Below are 16,236 nucleotides of genomic sequence, written 5' to 3'. Positions count from 1 at the left end.
CAGCATCCGAGGGGTGGGCCTCGCCTTGTGGCGAAGCCCACCCCTTCCGGCGTTCCCGCGGGGGCCGCGAGTCCCTAACCTCGACGTGGCCCCTCCTCGCCGCCCCTCGCCCCTCCTCGGACCTCCGGCTCGAACACCTGAACGTGAGACCGCACCCGTGACCGCAAGGCACCCCAGGACCGCGCTCCTCGTCGTGGCCCTCGCGACCGCCCTGGCCGCCGCCCTGCTCGTCGCGCAGCTCGCCCGGGCGGACGCCGTCCCCGCCTCCGCGGCCACCGCGCGCCTGGCCGCGCTCGCCGAGGACGTGACCACCGCCGACGGCCACCGCTACGACGCGCGGGACCACACCGGCCGCACCATGGACGCCGCGCAGATCGCGCAGGCCCAGGACGGCACGTACCTCGCCGTCTACCACACGCTCCTGGCCGACGGCCGCTTCCACGCCGCCGTCGCCACCTCCGCCGACCTGCGCCACTGGCACCGCCGCCACGACTTCGGGCCCGGCACCCACCAGGCCTCCCTCGCCCACGACGGCCGCGGCGGCTACGTCCTCGCCTACGAGAAGGACCCCCGCAACCACATCGCCGTACGCGCGTACGCGAACCCGGCCGCGCTGCTCGACGGGCGCGCCCGCCGCGCCTTCGACGCACCCCTGACCCTCTCGCACTGCGCCGAGGGCACCCCGAGCGTCACCGCCGTGCGCGGCGCCACGATCCACCTCACCGGCCACTACCGGGCAGGCTGCGACACCGACCGGCAGCTGCGCGCCACCCTCACCGGCTTCCGGCACTGGCACGCCGAGCCCGACCACCGCCTGGACCGCGCCGTGCAGAGCCGCGGCAACGGCGGCAACATAGGCGACCGGTCACCGGTCACGCTCGGCGGGCAGCGCGTGGTGCTCGTCGAGGGGCAGGGGCGGCCGGACGACTTCGGCAGCTGGGGCACCTACGCGTACGACCCCTCAAGTGGCCGCGCGGACCGCCTCGGCATCCGCACCCACGGCGGCAGCCGCGCCTTCGCCAACCCCTCCGCGACCCTGCTCACCGATCCGCGGGGCCAACCCGCCCTGCTCGTCAGCCTGTTCGTGCCGACCGAGGGTTCCGCCCCCGGGGAGTCAGGACAACTGCTCTACTGGCACAAGCTGTAGCGGGCGGTCGGGGCAACGGGGCAAAACCGTTTGGCGAACATGCGTAGGGTGCAGAGAACCCCTCAGGGTGGAGAGCGGGCCGATCCGCTGAAGGGAGCCGAGGCGATGGACGAGCACAAGGAGACCCTCCGGGTGGGCTCGGCCGTGCGGCGCCGCCGCCGGCAGCTGGAGCTCACCCTGGCCGTCGTCGCCGAGCGCAGCGGTCTCTCCGTGCCGTTCCTCAGCCAGATCGAGAACGAGCGCGCCCGGCCGAGCATGCGCTCCCTGCAGCGCGTCGCCGACGCCCTGTGCACCACCGACGTGGAGCTCCTCGCCGCCGCCGACCCGGCCCGCACCGTCGAGGTGGTGCGCGCCGACGACGCCACCGACCTGGACGGCTCCACCCCCGACGCACGCGTACGCGAACTGGCCCGCGGCCACCACCAGCTGCACGCCCTGGAGTTCATCGGGGACCACGACGAGGGCCGCGAATTCCAGCACCGCAACGACGAGTTGATGTACGTGGTCGAGGGCGCCGTGGAGATGGAGGCCGAGGGCCGGGCCTACCGCCTCGGACGCGGCGACACCCTCTTCCTCACGGGCGGGGTACGGCACCGCTGGCGGGCCACCGTGCCCGACACCCGGGTCCTGGTGGTCGCCGTGGGGGACCACATCGAGGCCGTGGACGACAGGGGGCGCTGACGTGCCGCTCGCCCGCGACCCGCTGCGGGTCGTCTCGCTGGTGCCCTCGCTGACCGAGGCGGTCGCCGTCACCGTGCCGGGCGCGCTGGTCGGGGCGACCGACTGGTGCAGCCACCCGGCGGACCTCGACGTGACCCGGGTGGGCGGCACGAAGAACCCCGACGTGCCCCGCATCGTCGCCCTCGCCCCCGACCTGGTCGTCGCCAACGAGGAGGAGAACCGCGCCGCCGACCTGGCGGCGCTGCGCGCGGCAGGCGTCGAGGTCCTGGTGACCGAGGTGCGGACGCTGCCGCAGGCCTTCCGGGAGCTGACGCGGGTCCTCGCGGCGTGCGGCGCGGGACGGCCCGGGTGGCTGACGGAGGCCGAGGCCGCGTGGCGGGAGCTGCCCGCGCCGAAGGACCGGCTGCGGGCGGCGGTCCCGGTCTGGCGGCGGCCCTGGATGGTCCTCGGCCGCTCCACGTTCGCGGGCGACCTCCTCGCCCGCCTGGGCGTCGACAACGCGTACGCCGCGCACGCCGAGCGGTATCCGCGGGTGCCGGTGGAGGAGCTGTGCGCGGCGGAGCTCGACCTGGTCGTGCTGCCGGACGAGCCGTACCGCTTCACGCGCGACGACGGCCCCGAGGCGTTCCCCGCCCACCTGCCCGCCGCCCTGGTCAGCGGCCGCCACCTCACCTGGTACGGCCCGTCGCTCGCCGAGGCCCCGGCCGTGCTCGGCGCGGCGCTGCGCGCGGCCCGGCCGCGGTGCTGACTCAGCGCAGGGCGATGAGCCCGGCGTCCGTCGGCCGGAAGCCGCAGGCGTCGAAGTAGAAGGGGCGCAGGTGCGCGTCGAAGTCGACGTGCAGCCACTCGCAGCCCGCCGCGCGGGCCCCGCGGACCGCGGCGGCCACGAGTCCGGCGCCGACCCCGGCTCCCTGCAGGTCGCGGGCGACCATCGTGTCCAGGACGAAGGCGTGCACCCCGCCGTCCCAGGCGACGTTGACGAAGCCGGCCAACCGGCCCGCGGAGCGGGCGCAGACCCAGCCGAGGCTGTGCCGGTGCACCTGGGCGTGCCATCCGACGGTCAGCGGGGCGTGCTCGAACGCCTCCGCGTGCAGCGCGTCGACGGCCCGGTCGTCGAAGTCACCGCGCCACTCGTAGGTGATCGTCATGGCCGCAGCGTAGAGGGCGCGGCGGGCGGACTCCACGGGGTATTCAGCGCCGGTACCGGGGCCGGTGCCGCCAGGAGCCTTCCGTCGACGACTCCGCGCAGGGTGTGGGCGAGCGCCACCGTCCAGGCGGTCACGAGGAAGAGGAAGAGGGCGACCGCGAGCCACTCGAACACCGCGAGCCCGGTGTGCTTGCCCAGGCCCTCGGCGCCCGTCACACAGGTGCCGACGGGGAAGGTGAACGCCCACCAGGTCATCGCGAAGCCCATGCCGCGGCGCCGGGCGCGCACCACCATGGCCGCGGCGAGCCCCAGCCACATCAGGGCGAAGCCCATGACGGGGACGCCGAAGAGCACGGCCAGGGCGAGGAAGCCCCGTTCGAGCGGGGCGTGCACGACGCCCGGGGCGAAGTCGGCGAACTTGTTGGCGGCGGTCGTCGACTGGCCGAGCGGGCCGAGGACCAGGAAGAGGGTGGGGGTGAGCGACAGCGGCAGGGGGCCCGCCGTCACCAGGCGGGCGAAGATCGCCGGCAGCATCACCAGGGTGGCGAGCAGGCTCAGGCCGAACATCGCGAAGCAGCCGTAGAGCATCGTCTGCTGGGCCTGGCCGGGGGGCAGATGGGGGATGAGCAGCGGGCCGACGGCCGCCGACACCATGGGGGCCACCACGGGCAGCAGCCACACGGGCGAGGCCTGGTCCGCGGCGATGCGGTGGCGGACCACCATCAGGTACGGGATGGCCACGGCGGCCACCAGGCCGATGGCCGTACCGACGGCGAACAGCACGGTGTCGAGCGCGACGGCGGCGCCCGTGCCGATCCAGTCCCCGCCCACGAGGAGCGTGCCGCCGCCGACCGCGAGCAGCGCCATCGAAAGGCATCCGTAGAACGGCGCCATCGCCGGGTCCAGGAGGTGCGTGCGAGCCTGGTCGCGATGGTGGACCCAGTGCGCGGCGCGGGCGGTGAGCAGGACGGCGAGCAGCACGAAGGACAGCGCCCACACGACGGTGCAGGCCGTGCGCAGGCCCGGGAATCCGTACGGCAGGGTCGCGCCGGCGTTGGCGACGATGGCGGTGCCCATGACGGAGGCGTACCAGTTCGGGCCGAGGTGGCGGACCGCGTCGAGGCGGGTGCCGGCGGTCGTGCGGGGGGCGCCCGCGGAGGCGGTGGGCTGAGCGGTGGTGACCATGGGTCCACCGTCGTACAGAGAGGGGGACCGCCACCAGGGAGCACGCTTCTATGGGGGCATAAGCTGACTTTATGAGCTCGTCCCCTGCGTCTCCCGCCACTCCCGCGTCCCCCGGATCTCCGGGCTCCGCCGCCTACCCCAGCGTCCCCGAGGCCTCGCTCGCCCACCGGGTGCCCGACCTCGGCGCGCTGCAACTTCTGCTCGCGGTGGCCCGGCTCGGCAGCCTCGGGCGGGCCGCCCGCGAGCTGGGCATCACGCAGCCCGCGGCGAGCAGCCGGGTGCGCGCCATGGAGCGGCAGCTCGGCGTCGCCCTCGTCGACCGGTCGCCGCGCGGCTCGCGCCTCACGGACGCGGGCGCCCTCGTCACCGACTGGGCGGGCCGCATCGTGGAGGCGGCCGAGGCCTTCGACGCGGGGGCGCAGGCGCTGCGGGACCGGCGGGACTCGCGGCTGCGGGTCGCGGCGAGCATGACGATCGCCGAGTACCTGCTGCCGGGCTGGCTGATCGCCCTGCGGACCCAGCGGCCGGACACGGCGGTGTCGCTCCTCGCGGGCAACTCGGCCGCCGTCGCCGCCCGTTTGCTGGCCGGTGAGGCGGACCTCGGCTTCGTCGAGGGGCTCACCGTGCCGGGCGGGCTCGACGAGGTGGTCGTCGCGTACGACCGGCTGGTCGTCGTGGCGGCGCCCGGCCACCCGTGGGCGCGGCGCAGGAAGCCGCTCGCGGCCACCGAGCTGGCGGCGACGCCGCTGATCCTGCGCGAGGAGGGCTCGGGCACCCGGCAGGTCCTCGAAGCGGCGCTCGGCGGGCTCGCCCGGCCGCTCATCGAGCTGTCGTCGACGACGGCGGTGAAGGCGTCGGCGGTCAGCGGAGCGGGGCCCTCGGTCCTCAGCGAACTCGCGGTGGGCGAGGAGCTGGCGGCCCGGCGCCTCGTGGAGATCCCGCTGGCGGACGTACGGCTGCGCAGGGAGCTGCGGGCGGTCTGGCCGACGGGGCATCGCCCGGCGGGGCCGGGGCGGGATCTGCTGGCGCTGACGCGGCGTACGTAGGAGCCGGAACGCGGATAAACAAAGTGTTCACAATGAGTCGTTGACAATGATCGGTGCGGCGCCCCATGCTGGGCGTATGGCATCGAACCCGGCATCGACTCCCGGCCGCGCCGCCGCCGCGGACCCCTTCACCCCGCCCCACCCCGACGAGGCGCGCTCCCACCGCGTCTACGCCTCGCTGACCCGCCTCGCCGAGCGGCACGCCGCCGACGACGAACAGCGCCGCAGGCAGGTCCACCCCACCGCGCTCGGTCCGCATGAGGCCGTCAGGCTGGTCTCGTTCCTGCTCAGCGGCGCCGCCAAGGCCGTCGAGGGCGAACCCGAGGTGGACCACGCCGACATCACCGCGGCGCTCACCCTGCTGCCCATGGCCCGAGGGGAGATGGACGAGCTGGAGACCGGACTCCTCCAGATGGCGCGGGGGCGCGGCATGACCTGGCCGGAGATCGCCTTCGGGCTCGGCCTCGGCACCCCGCAGGCGGCCCGGCAGCGGTACGAGCGGCTGGTGGCGCGGACGGCGGGCGAGGGGGAGTAGCGCGTCGTCCGCCGGGGGATGCGGCGGAGATCCTGGCGGAGGAAGCTGCCGGACATCCGGCGCGAAGGTGCTGTCGGACACCCGGCGCGAAGAAAAATGTCTGGCGTCGCCCACGGGCCCGCGCCCACCATGGGCGCATGAACGTGACCGCGCCCCCGGCGACCGGCGTCCGCACCCCGTGGTGGGCGCTTCCCGCGCACGTCCGCGCGGGTCTGGAGGGTGAGCTCGGCGCGGCCGTGGTCGAGGCGGTGACGCAGCGCGGCGGCTTCTCGCCCGGCGTGGCCGCCCGGGTGCGGCTCGCCGACGGCCGACGGGCGTTCGTCAAGGCCGTCAGCGCCGAGGCCAACCCGGGCAGCCCCCGCCTGCACCGCGCCGAGGCCCGCAACTCCGCCGCTCTGCCCGCCGCCGTCCCCGTCCCCCGGTTCCTGGCCTGCTACGACGACGGGACCTGGGTCGCCCTCGCCTTCGAGGACGTGGCAGGACGTCAGCCGCAAGTGCCCTGGCGCGGCGATGAGTTCGCCCGCGTTCTGCGAGCGGTGGACGGCCTCTCGCGGGTCCTCACGCCCGCGCCGGTGGCCGCCCCCACCGCTGTCGAGGCCGTCTCGGGCATCTTCCGGGGGTGGGAGCGGCTGATCGAGCAGGGCGCGGAGGCGGACGAGCGGATCGATCCGTGGATACGCCGCAATCTGCCCGCGCTCGCCGAACTCGCGGCGCCGTGGGCCGAGTTCGCGTCCGGCGACACGCTCGCCCACGGCGACCTGCGCGCCGACAACATGCTGCTCGCGGCCGACGGGGACCGAGTCGTCTTCGTCGACTGGCCGCACGCCCTGCGCGCCGCGCCCTGGTTCGACCTGCTCCTCATGCTGCCGTGCGTGCGGGCCCAGGGCGGCCCGGACCCGGAGGAGGTGTTCACCGCCCAGCGGGTGGGCGGCGCGGCCGACCCGCGGGGCGTGACCGCGACGCTGGCCGGTCTCGCCGGGTACTTCGTGCGGCAGTCGCTGCGGCCCGCACCGGCCGGGCTGCCGACCCTGCGCGCCTTTCAGGCGGCGCAGGGTGCGGCCGCCGTGGCGTGGCTCAGGACGCGGCTCGCGACGCGGCGCGGACCAGCGCTGCCATGACCCGCGTGTCCTCGCCCATCTCGGGATGCCACTGCACGCCGAGCGCCCAGGCGGGGCCGGGCAGTTCGACGGCCTCGACGGTGCCGTCCGTCGCGTACGCCGAGGGCACCAGGTCCCGGCCGAGGCGGTCCACCGCCTGGTGGTGGTAGGTCGGCACGTCCGTGCTCGCGTCCGGCACGATCGACTCGTAGAGCGTGCCGGGTACCGGCTTCACCGCGTGCGTGCCGAACACGCCCACCCGCTCCCGGTGTCCCTCCATGTGCTGGACCAGCGTCCCGCCGAGTGCCACGTTCATCAGCTGCATGCCGCGGCAGATGCCGAGCAGCGGTGTTGCGGACGCCAACGCGGCCTCGATCAGGGCGAGTTCCCAGGCGTCCCGCTCGCGCGCGGGCGGCCCGGTGTGCTCCTCCGGCTCCGCGCCGTACCGCGCGGGCTCGACGTCGGGGCCGCCCGCGACGACCACGCCGTCGAGCCGGTCGACGACAGAGCGCGCGTACCCGGGATCGTCCGGCGGCAGCATCGAGGCGAGACCGCCCGCCGCCTGGACGAGCCGGGGGTAGCCCGCGGGCAGGAGCGCCGCGGGCAGCTCCCACACGCCCCAGCTCGTACGGGACTCCAGATAGGTGCTGACCCCGATCAGTGGCCTGCCGCTCACCGCGTTCTCCCTCACCATGGTGTTCAGTTGCGTTCCAACTCTGCCTCGGCGGCCGCGAGCGCCGCGAACTCCTCCTCCGGCGCGCGCGCCACCAGGTGCTTGCGGCTGTAGAGGCCGAAGTAGCCGATGGCGACCACGTACACCCCGAGCGCGATCAGCGCCGCCGTCACGTCCACCAGGAACGTCGCGACCAGCGCGGCGCAGGCGAGGACCAGCGCCACGGACGAGGTGACGATGCCGCCGGGCGTGCGGTAGGGCCGCTCCAGGGTCGGCTCGCGGCGGCGCAGCACGATGTGTGAGAGCGACATCAGGGCGTACGAGATGGTCGCGCCGAAGACCGCGACGTTCAGCATGCGGGCGCCGTCGCCGGTCGCCGCGGCCAGGCCGAAGCCGATCGCACCCGGGACGAGCAGGCCCAGGTAGGGGGCCTTGCGGCTGCTGGTGAGCGAGAGGAAGCGGGGGAGGTAGCCGGCCCGGGAGAGCGCGAAGAGCTGGCGCGAGCCCGCGTAGATGAGCGAGAAGAAGGAGGCCACCAGGCCCGCTAGGCCCGCGTAGTTGATGACACGGCTGAGCCCCGTCGCCCCGCCGTCCGGCTGGAGGGCCTCGACCAGGGGGTTGCCCGCGCCCTGGATCGCGTTCGCGCCGCGCGCGCCCGCCGACGCGAAGAAGGTGAGGAGCGCGAGGGCGGCGAGGATGGCCATCGACCAGCGGATGGCGCGGGGCAGCGTGCGCGCCGGGTCCTTCGTCTCCTCGGCGGCCAGCGGCACGCCCTCGACCCCGAGGAAGAACCACATGCCGAACGGGAACGCGGCCCAGATGCCCAACAGCCCCATCGGCAGCCAGGAGTTGGCCCCGAACGCGCCGGTGTCCACCGGGATGTCGTTCAGCTTCGACGCGTCGAAGTCCAGGAGCGCGCCGACCGCGAAGACCAGCAGGGCCGCCACCGCGACGCCGGTCACCACGAAGCTGAAGCGCAGCGCCTCGCCGACGCCCCAGAGGTGGATGCCGATGAAGACGACGAAGCAGGCCAGGTAGACCGGCCAGCCCGAGGTGAGGCCGAACAGGCCGAGCGACTCCACGTAGTCGCCGATGAAGATGGAGATGGCGGCGGGCGCGAGGATGTACTCGATGAGGATCGCCGTGCCGGTCAGGAAGCCGCCCCAGGGGCCGAGCGCCCGGCGCGCGAAGCCGTAGCCGCCGCCCGCGGTGGGCAGTACGGAGGAGAGCTCGGCCAGCGAGAAGACCATGCACGCGTACATCACGCCCATCAGCGCCATGGCGATGGCGAGGCCGCCGAAGCCGCCCTCCGCGAGGCCGAAGTTCCAGCCGGAGTAGTCGCCGGAGACGACATAGGCGACGCCGAGTCCGGTGAGCAGGAGCCAGCCCGCGCTGCCCCTGCGGAGCGTTCTGCGCTCCAGATAGTCGTCCGCCGGTTCGGCGGGGCTCGGCTTGGTGGACTCCACGGTCATGGCACGGCTCCTATGTGGCGGCACATGGATCTGCTCGACTGCTGCGGGACACGCAATGGAACGGATCCATACCTTTGCCGTGCCGGGTGGGAGAAATCAAGCCCCCTGCGTTACCCGGCGGTTAACAGCGCCTCACGCGGCGAGGCCCGCGGCTCACGTCAGGAAGCCCCGCAGCAGGGCCGCCGTTCCCGCGCAGTGCTCGCGCATCATCTCCCGCGCGCCGTCCGCGTCCCCGTCGAGCACCGCCTCGACGAGCGCGGTGTGCTGGCGCTGCGAGTGCTCCAGGTTCCGCACCAGGAGCGGGATGCAGTCCAGGAGGTCGTTGACGGTCGCGCGGACCGCCGCGTACTGCGCGGTGAGCGAGGGCGACCCGCACAGCTCGGCGAGCGTGAGGTGGAGGAGCGTGTCCAGCCTGCGGTACTCCGCGAGGGGCGCGTCGTGGGTCCGGTCGAGCGCCGAGCGCAGCCGGTCCGCCTGCTCGCCGGTCAGGCCGTGGGCCGCGCAGAGCCCGGCCGCGCCGACCTCGAGGACCTCGCGGAAGCGCAGCGCGTCCTCGACGTCGACGTCCTTGATGCGGCGGCGCAGCTCGTCCTCGCCGGGCGCCTCGGGGCGCGGCCGTACGAAGGTGCCGCCGTACCGCCCGCGCCGCGACTCGACCAGGCCCTGGTCCTGCAACACCTTCAGGACCTCGCGCAGCGTGACCCGGCTGATGCCGAGGCGGTCGGCCAACTCCCGTTCCGACGGCAGGCGTTCGCCGCCGGGCACCAGGCCGAGGCGGACCACCTGGAGGATCTGCTCCAGGGCCTCCTCGAAGCCGTTGCCCGCCCGCACCGGCCGCAGGACCGGCGTCAGCCGGTCGTCCTCCGTTTCGGGCGGGACACCACCGGTGGTGCCCTCTTCCGTGTGCGACATGCCCGTACCCCCTTCCCAAGCAAAGGTTCTCCGCAATACCTTATGGCTCCCGGCTGACCCAAGGAGGCTTTTCCCGTGGCAGACCGCACACCCCCGCTCGCCGTCGAGGAGCTCACCGCCCTCGTGGCGAGCGGTGAGATCGACACTGTCGTCCTGGCCTTTCCCGACATGCAAGGGCGGCTCCAGGGCAAGCGGTTCGCCGCCCGCTTCTTCCTCGACGAGGTCCTGGAACACGGCACGGAGGGCTGCAACTACCTCCTCGCCGTCGACCCCGAGATGAACACCGTCGACGGCTACGCGATGTCCTCCTGGGACCGCGGCTACGGCGACTTCGCCATGCGCGCCGACCTCTCCACCCTGCGCCGGGTCCCCTGGAACGAGGGCACCGCGATGCTCATCGCGGACCTCGCCTGGAACGACTCCTCGCCGGTGGTCGCGGCCCCCCGCCAGATCCTGCGCCGCCAGCTGGACCGCCTCGCCGAGTTCGGCTTCACCGCGCACGTCGGCACGGAGCTCGAATTCATCGTCTTCAAGGACACCTACGAGCAGGCCTGGGACGCCGGGTACAAGGGCCTCACCCCGGCCAACCAGTACAACATCGACTACTCGGTCCTCGGCACCGGCCGCGTCGAGCCGCTCCTGCGCCGCATCCGCAACGACATGGCGGCCGCCGGGCTGACCGTCGAGTCGGCCAAGGGCGAGTGCAACCCCGGCCAGCACGAGATCGTGTTCAAGTACGACGAGGCCCTGGTCACCTGCGACCAGCACGCCATCTACAAGACCGGCGCCAAGGAGATCGCGTCCCAGGAAGGCGTCTCGCTCACCTTCATGGCGAAGTTCAACGAGCGCGAGGGCAACTCCTGCCACATCCACCTCTCGCTCCAGGACGCCGACGGCACCAACGTCATGGCGGGCTCTGCGGACGACCCGGGCGGCATGTCACCCGTCATGCGGCACTTCCTGGCCGGCCAGCTCGCGGCGCTGCGCGACTTCTCCCTGCTGTACGCGCCCAACATCAACTCCTACAAGCGGTTCCGGCCCGGCTCCTTCGCGCCGACCGCCGCCGCCTGGGGGTACGACAACCGCACCTGCGCACTCCGCGTCGTCGGCCACGGCCGCTCGCTCCGCTTCGAGAACCGGCTGCCGGGCGGCGACGTCAACCCGCATCTCGCGGTCGCGGGACTCGTCGCCGCGGGTCTGTACGGCATGGAACAGAAGCTCGAACTGCCCGAGGAGTGCACCGGCAACGCCTACAGCGGCGATTACGCGCACGTCCCCACCACGCTGCGGGAGGCCGCCGAGCTCTGGGAGAACAGCCCCATCGCCAAGGCCGCCTTCGGTGACGAGGTGGTCGCCCACTACCGCAACATGGCGCGGGTCGAGCTGGACGCCTTCGACTCCGCGGTGACCGACTGGGAGCTCCGCCGCTCCTTCGAACGCATGTGAGGCACCTTTGCTAGAGGTATTGAACCCGGCGACCGAAGAGGTCATCGCGACCGTCCCCGCCGCCACCGCGCAGGACGTCGACGCCGCCGTCACGCGCGCGGCCGCCGCACAGACCACGTGGGCCGCGGCTGCCCCCGCCGACCGTGCCCGCCTGCTGCGCCGCTTCGCGGCGGCCGTCGACGAACACCTCGAAGAACTGGCTCAGTTGGAGGTCCGGGAAGCCGGACACGTCATCGGCAACGCGCGCTGGGAGGCGGGCAACGTCCGCGACCTCCTCGACTTCGCGGCCGGGGGAGTGGAGCGGCTGAGCGGCCGGCAGATCCCGGTGCCGGGCGGCCTGAACGTCACGATCCTCGAACCCCTCGGTGTCGTCGGCGTCATCGCCCCCTGGAACTTCCCGATGCCGATCGCCGCCTGGGGCACCGCCCCCGCCCTCGCGGCCGGCAACGCGGTGCTCCTCAAGCCCGCCGAGACGACCCCGCTCACCGCGCTCCGCCTCGCCGAACTCGCCCTGGAGGCAGGCCTTCCCGAGGGACTCTTCCAGGTCCTGCCGGGCAGGGGCGACGTCGCGGGCGACGCGCTCGTCGAACACCCCGGCGTCGCCAAGATCGTGTTCACCGGCTCCACCCGCGTCGGCAAACAGATCATGGCCAAGTGCGCCGACCGCGTGAAGCGCGTGACCCTCGAACTCGGCGGCAAGAGCCCGAACATCGTCTTCGCGGACGCCGACGTGGAGGCCGCCGCCCTCGCCACCCCCATGTCGTACCTCGACAACTCCGGCCAGGACTGCTGCGCCCGCACCCGCATCCTGGTGCAGCGCTCCGTCTACGACCGCTTCCTCGAGATCGTCCGGCCCGCGATCGAGTCGGTCGTCGTCGGTGACCCGTCCGACGAGAAGACCCAGATGGGCCCACTGATCTCCCGTTCCCAGCTGGAGCGGGTGCGCTCGTACGTACCGGCAGGCGCCGGAATCCACGGCACCGCCCCCGAGGGCCCCGGCTTCTGGTTCCCTCCGACACTCCTCACCGACGCCGCCCCGACATCGCCGGTGGCGAGCGAGGAGGTCTTCGGGCCGGTCGCCGTCGTCCTGCCCTTCGACGACGAGGCCGAGGCGATCCGCCTCGCCAACGCGACCGAGTACGGCCTCTCCGGGTCCATCTGGACCCGGGACGTGGGGCGCGCCCTGCGCGTCTCCGGGGCGGTGGCCGCGGGCAACCTGTCCGTCAACTCGCACTCCAGCGTGCGCTATTGGACCCCCTTCGGGGGCTACAAGCAGTCCGGACTCGGCCGCGAGCTCGGCCCGGACGCGCTCGCCGCATTCACGGAAACCAAGAACGTCTTCATCAGCACGGAGGCCTGACCCATGCCGGACACGTCCGAGAACATCTGCCGCCGCCTCGTCGGCCGCACCGCCGTCATCACCGGCGCCGGCAGCGGCATCGGCCTCGCCACGGCGCGCCGGCTCGCCGCCGAGGGCGCCCACGTCGTCTGCGCAGACATCGACGAGAGGGCGGGCAAGGCCGCGGCCGACGAGGTCGGCGGGACCTTCGTCAAGGTCGACGTCACCGACGCCGAGCAGGTCGAGGCGCTCTTCAGGACCGCGTACGACACCTACGGCTCCGTCGACATCGCGTTCAACAACGCGGGCATCTCGCCGCCCGACGACGACTCGATCCTCGACACCGGCCTCGAGGCCTGGAAGCGCGTGCAGGAGGTCAACCTCACCTCCGTGTACCTGTGCTGCAAGGCGGCCATCCCCTACATGCGGCGCCAGGGCAAGGGCTCGATCATCAACACCGCCTCGTTCGTGGCGAAGATGGGCGCGGCCACGTCGCAGATCTCCTACACCGCGTCCAAGGGCGGCGTCCTCGCCATGTCCCGCGAACTCGGCGTGCAGTTCGCCCGCGAGGGCATCCGCGTCAACGCGCTCTGCCCCGGCCCGGTCAACACCCCGCTCCTCCAGGAGCTGTTCGCCAAGGACCCCGAGCGCGCCGCGCGCCGCCTCGTGCACATCCCGGCGGGCCGCTTCGCCGAGGCCGAGGAGATGGCGTCCGCGGTGGCCTTCCTCGCCAGCGACGACTCCTCGTTCGTGAACGCCACGGACTTCCTCGTCGACGGCGGACTCACAGGGGCGTACGTCACGCCCCTGTAGCCACGCCTCCGTAGTTCATCCTCCGGCCACCACCCCGTCAGCCGGGCGTCGCACGACGCCCGGCTGACCTGCGTAGACACGGGAGTGTGTACATGAACTTCAAGCGCCGCTGCACCGCCGCAGCCGCCGTGCTCGCCGTCGCGGGAACCGGTCTCCTCGGCGTCCAGGCCACCGCCCAAGCCACACAGCACGCGCAGGCCCGGCCGAAGGCCGCCACGTGCCCCACGCCGACGGTCTCCGAAGGCTGGTACGGCGCCAACAGGGCCAGGCTCCAGCGGATGGTGGACCAGTACGGCCGCTGCGGCGAGGGGCGGGGCACCAAGCCCGTCGCGACCTTCGACTGGGACAACACCGTCATCAAGAACGACATCGGCGACGCCACCATGTTCTGGCTGCTGCGCAACGGCAGGATACGAGTGCCCGAGCGCGGTGACTGGCACACCACGAGCCGCTATCTGACGGACCCGGCGGCCAAGGCCCTGGCGACGTCCTGCCCCGCCACCGGCACCACCCTGCCCACGCACCGGAACACCGCCTGCGCCGACGAGATCCTCTCCGTCTACGCCGAGGGCACCACCACCGCGGGCAAGGCGGCCTTCGACGGCTTCGACCACCGCCGCATGGAACCGCAGTACGCCTGGCTCGCCCAGCTCACCCGCGGCTGGACCACCCACCAGGTCAAGCGGTTCGCGGCCGCCGCCCGCAAGGAGAACCTCGCCGCCCCCGTCGGCACGGAGCAGCGGGTCGGCACCCACGAGGTCACCGGCTGGGTCCGCTACTACGACCAGCAGCGCGACCTGATCCGCACCCTCAAGAAGGCCGGCTTCGACGTCCACATCGTCTCCGCGTCGCCCGAGCCGGTCGCCGAGGTGTGGGCCGAGGCCGCGGGTATCGACGCCCGGCACACCCTCGGCATCCGCAACGTCACCGCACACGGCAGGCAGACCGCCCACCTCAAGGGCTGCGGCACCGTCCGGGACGGCGACGACTCGATGATCACGTACATCGACGGCAAGCGCTGCTGGATCAACAAGGAGATCCTCGGCGTGCGCGGCGCCGCGGCCGAGAAGGTCCAACCGGCCGCGAAGCGCCAGGTGTTCGCGGCCGGCGACTCCGACACGGACGTCTCCTTCCTGCGCGACGCCACCGGCCTGCGGCTCGTCCTGAACCGCAACAAGAACGAACTGATGTGCCGCGCCTACGAGGACGGCGACGGCCGCTGGCTGGTGAACCCCATGTTCATCGGACCCAAGGGCAAGAAGGCCGACCCCTACCCCTGCGCCACCACGGGCTACACGCGGCGCGACGGCACCCCGGCCCCGGTGCGCCGTACGGACGGCTCCGTGATCCCCGATCAGAGGGACACGGTGTACGGGGAGTCGGCACCGTCGTCAGCGCGATAGGACTGATGTACGGTCCACTCGCATGCGTAACAGAAACATTTTGGCGCTGACCCTGGCAGCGGCCGCCACCCTGGCGGCCGTGCCGGCAGCTCTCCCCGCGGCCGCCGCCACGCCCGCGAACCCCCGTACGGCCACTGGCCACTGCCCCCAGCTGTCCAAGAAGCTGACCTGGTACGGCGACAACCGCGCCCACCTGCAGCGGATGATCGACGAGCGCGGCAGCTGTTCCCACCCGCACCTCGGACACGGCCAGAAGCGCCCGGTCGCCGCCTTCGACTGGGACAACACCGTCACGAAGAACGACGTCACCGACGCGACCATCGCCTGGTCCCTGCGCCACGACAAGATCCTGCGCCCCAAGAGTTGGAAGTCCACCAGCAAGTGGATGACCGATGAGGCCCACCGCGCGCTCACCGAGGCCTGCGGCACGAAGGTCCCGGTCGGCAAGCCGCTGCGGACCTCCACGAACAAGGCCTGTGTGGACGAGATCTTCGAGGTCCGCGAGGACGGGAGGACGATGAGCGGCGCGGCCGCCTTCGCCGGGAAGTGGGACCACCGCCACACCGTCCCGCAGTACGCCTGGGTGCCGCAGATCTTCGCCGGGCACACCGTCCCCGAGCTGGAGTCGTACGCGGCGAAGGCCCGCAAGGAGGCGCTCGCCGCCCCGATCGGCGCCACGCAGACCGTCGGCACCCACGAGATCCCCGGCTACGTCCGCTACTACGACCAGCAGCGCGACCTGATCCGCACCCTCAAGAAGGCCGGCTTCGACGTCTACATCGTCTCGGCGGGCTCGGAGCCGGTCACCGAGGTCTGGTCGAAGAGCGTCGGCATCGACCGCGGGCACACGGTCGCCATCCGCTCCGTCCTGGACCGCAAGGGCCGCATCACCACCTGGAACCAGGGGTGCGGAGGTGTCCCCGTGAACAAGGGCGAGGCCATCCCGTACATCGACGGCAAGCGCTGCTGGATCAACCAGGAGATCTTCCGCATCAAGGGCAAGAAGGCCTGGGACAAGCAGGACCGGGCCCACCGCATCGCGCTCGGCGGCGGTGACGCCGACACCGACGTGACCTTCGTCGGCGACGCGACCGGCGCGCACCTCGTGCTCAACCGCAACAAGAACGAGGTCATGTGCCGTGCGTACGACGACGCGGACGGCCGTTGGATCGTGAACCCCATGTTCATCGAGCCGCTCAAGCAGAAGCCCGACCTCTACCCCTGCTCGACGAGCGCGTACAACGAGCACAACGGCGACAAGGGCCCCGTCCGGCGCGCGGACGGCTCCGTCGTCGCCGACCAGCGGGACTCGGTGTACTGATCTTCGCGGCACGTCCTAG

General features: G+C 72.9%; 16 protein-coding genes. 11 read left to right on the top strand and 5 right to left on the bottom strand.

Annotated features, from left to right (window positions below; translation table 11 throughout):
- Window positions 1-157: 157 nt before the first annotated feature.
- From ACZ69I_RS35635 to ACZ69I_RS35625, 3 genes are all read left to right on the top strand, one after another.
- Window positions 158-1,147: a hypothetical protein gene (locus ACZ69I_RS35635; RefSeq protein WP_470836644.1), complete on the top strand. Its 990-nt coding sequence runs from the start codon at window positions 158-160 to the stop codon at window positions 1,145-1,147.
- 105 nt (window positions 1,148-1,252) lie between these two features.
- Entirely contained in the window at window positions 1,253-1,828 is a 576-nt protein-coding gene (locus ACZ69I_RS35630; RefSeq protein WP_470836643.1) for a helix-turn-helix domain-containing protein, read from the top strand.
- Between the two features lie 22 nt (window positions 1,829-1,850).
- The gene (locus ACZ69I_RS35625; RefSeq protein ID WP_470836675.1) at window positions 1,851-2,576 is read left to right on the top strand and encodes a helical backbone metal receptor; all 726 of its coding nucleotides are present in this window, start codon (window positions 1,851-1,853) and stop codon (window positions 2,574-2,576) included.
- Window position 2,577: 1 nt separating this feature from the next.
- Here ACZ69I_RS35625 and ACZ69I_RS35620 read toward each other — a convergent pair whose 3' ends face one another.
- The gene (locus ACZ69I_RS35620; RefSeq protein ID WP_470836642.1) at window positions 2,578-2,976 is read right to left on the bottom strand and encodes a GNAT family N-acetyltransferase; all 399 of its coding nucleotides are present in this window, start codon (window positions 2,974-2,976) and stop codon (window positions 2,578-2,580) included.
- Window positions 2,973-4,160, bottom strand: a complete 1,188-nt coding sequence (locus ACZ69I_RS35615; RefSeq protein WP_470836640.1) for a TDT family transporter — start codon at window positions 4,158-4,160, stop codon at window positions 2,973-2,975. Before ACZ69I_RS35615 ends, ACZ69I_RS35620 begins: the two co-directional genes overlap by 4 nt.
- Before the next feature lie 71 nt (window positions 4,161-4,231).
- On the opposite strand from ACZ69I_RS35615, the gene ACZ69I_RS35610 reads away from it, so the two are divergent.
- The 3 genes from ACZ69I_RS35610 to ACZ69I_RS35600 all read left to right on the top strand — a co-directional run bounded on the left by ACZ69I_RS35610 (window position 4,232) and on the right by ACZ69I_RS35600 (window position 6,859).
- Window positions 4,232-5,206: a LysR family transcriptional regulator gene (locus ACZ69I_RS35610; RefSeq protein ID WP_467682157.1), complete on the top strand. Its 975-nt coding sequence runs from the start codon at window positions 4,232-4,234 to the stop codon at window positions 5,204-5,206.
- A gap of 76 nt (window positions 5,207-5,282) precedes the next feature.
- Window positions 5,283-5,741, top strand: a complete 459-nt coding sequence (locus ACZ69I_RS35605) for a DNA-binding protein (RefSeq protein ID WP_470836639.1) — start codon at window positions 5,283-5,285, stop codon at window positions 5,739-5,741.
- 137 nt (window positions 5,742-5,878) lie between these two features.
- Window positions 5,879-6,859 (top strand): phosphotransferase family protein, encoded by a 981-nt coding sequence (locus ACZ69I_RS35600; RefSeq protein ID WP_470836637.1) that lies wholly within the window; start codon window positions 5,879-5,881, stop codon window positions 6,857-6,859.
- Here the strand turns inward: ACZ69I_RS35600 and ACZ69I_RS35595 are convergent.
- From ACZ69I_RS35595 to ACZ69I_RS35585, 3 genes are all read right to left on the bottom strand, one after another.
- Entirely contained in the window at window positions 6,816-7,532 is a 717-nt protein-coding gene (locus ACZ69I_RS35595) for a gamma-glutamyl-gamma-aminobutyrate hydrolase family protein (protein ID WP_470836636.1), read from the bottom strand. The genes ACZ69I_RS35600 and ACZ69I_RS35595 overlap by 44 nt on opposite strands.
- A gap of 5 nt (window positions 7,533-7,537) precedes the next feature.
- Entirely contained in the window at window positions 7,538-8,983 is a 1,446-nt protein-coding gene (eat, locus tag ACZ69I_RS35590; protein WP_470836635.1) for an ethanolamine permease, read from the bottom strand.
- A gap of 153 nt (window positions 8,984-9,136) precedes the next feature.
- Window positions 9,137-9,895 (bottom strand): FadR/GntR family transcriptional regulator, encoded by a 759-nt coding sequence (locus ACZ69I_RS35585; protein ID WP_470836633.1) that lies wholly within the window; start codon window positions 9,893-9,895, stop codon window positions 9,137-9,139.
- 75 nt (window positions 9,896-9,970) lie between these two features.
- Here ACZ69I_RS35585 and ACZ69I_RS35580 point away from each other — a divergent pair, with 75 nt between their 5' ends.
- The 5 genes from ACZ69I_RS35580 (at window position 9,971) to ACZ69I_RS35560 (ending at window position 16,217) form a co-directional block, all read left to right on the top strand.
- Window positions 9,971-11,341, top strand: a complete 1,371-nt coding sequence (locus ACZ69I_RS35580; protein ID WP_467682169.1) for a glutamine synthetase family protein — start codon at window positions 9,971-9,973, stop codon at window positions 11,339-11,341.
- A gap of 7 nt (window positions 11,342-11,348) precedes the next feature.
- A complete protein-coding gene (locus tag ACZ69I_RS35575; protein ID WP_470836632.1) occupies window positions 11,349-12,701 on the top strand; it encodes an aldehyde dehydrogenase family protein in 1,353 nt (450 codons plus the stop codon).
- A 3-nt stretch (window positions 12,702-12,704) separates the two neighbouring features.
- On the top strand, window positions 12,705-13,493 hold the full coding sequence (locus ACZ69I_RS35570; RefSeq protein ID WP_470836631.1) for a 3-oxoacyl-ACP reductase: 789 nt from the start codon (window positions 12,705-12,707) through the stop codon (window positions 13,491-13,493).
- A 92-nt stretch (window positions 13,494-13,585) separates the two neighbouring features.
- Window positions 13,586-14,896: a haloacid dehalogenase-like hydrolase gene (locus tag ACZ69I_RS35565; RefSeq protein WP_470836630.1), complete on the top strand. Its 1,311-nt coding sequence runs from the start codon at window positions 13,586-13,588 to the stop codon at window positions 14,894-14,896.
- A gap of 22 nt (window positions 14,897-14,918) precedes the next feature.
- Window positions 14,919-16,217 (top strand): HAD family hydrolase, encoded by a 1,299-nt coding sequence (locus tag ACZ69I_RS35560; protein ID WP_470836628.1) that lies wholly within the window; start codon window positions 14,919-14,921, stop codon window positions 16,215-16,217.
- Window positions 16,218-16,236: the final 19 nt, after the last annotated feature.

Source organism: Streptomyces sp. NPDC036815, assembly GCF_055609205.1.
This window is presented reverse-complemented; position numbering and strand designations above follow the sequence as displayed.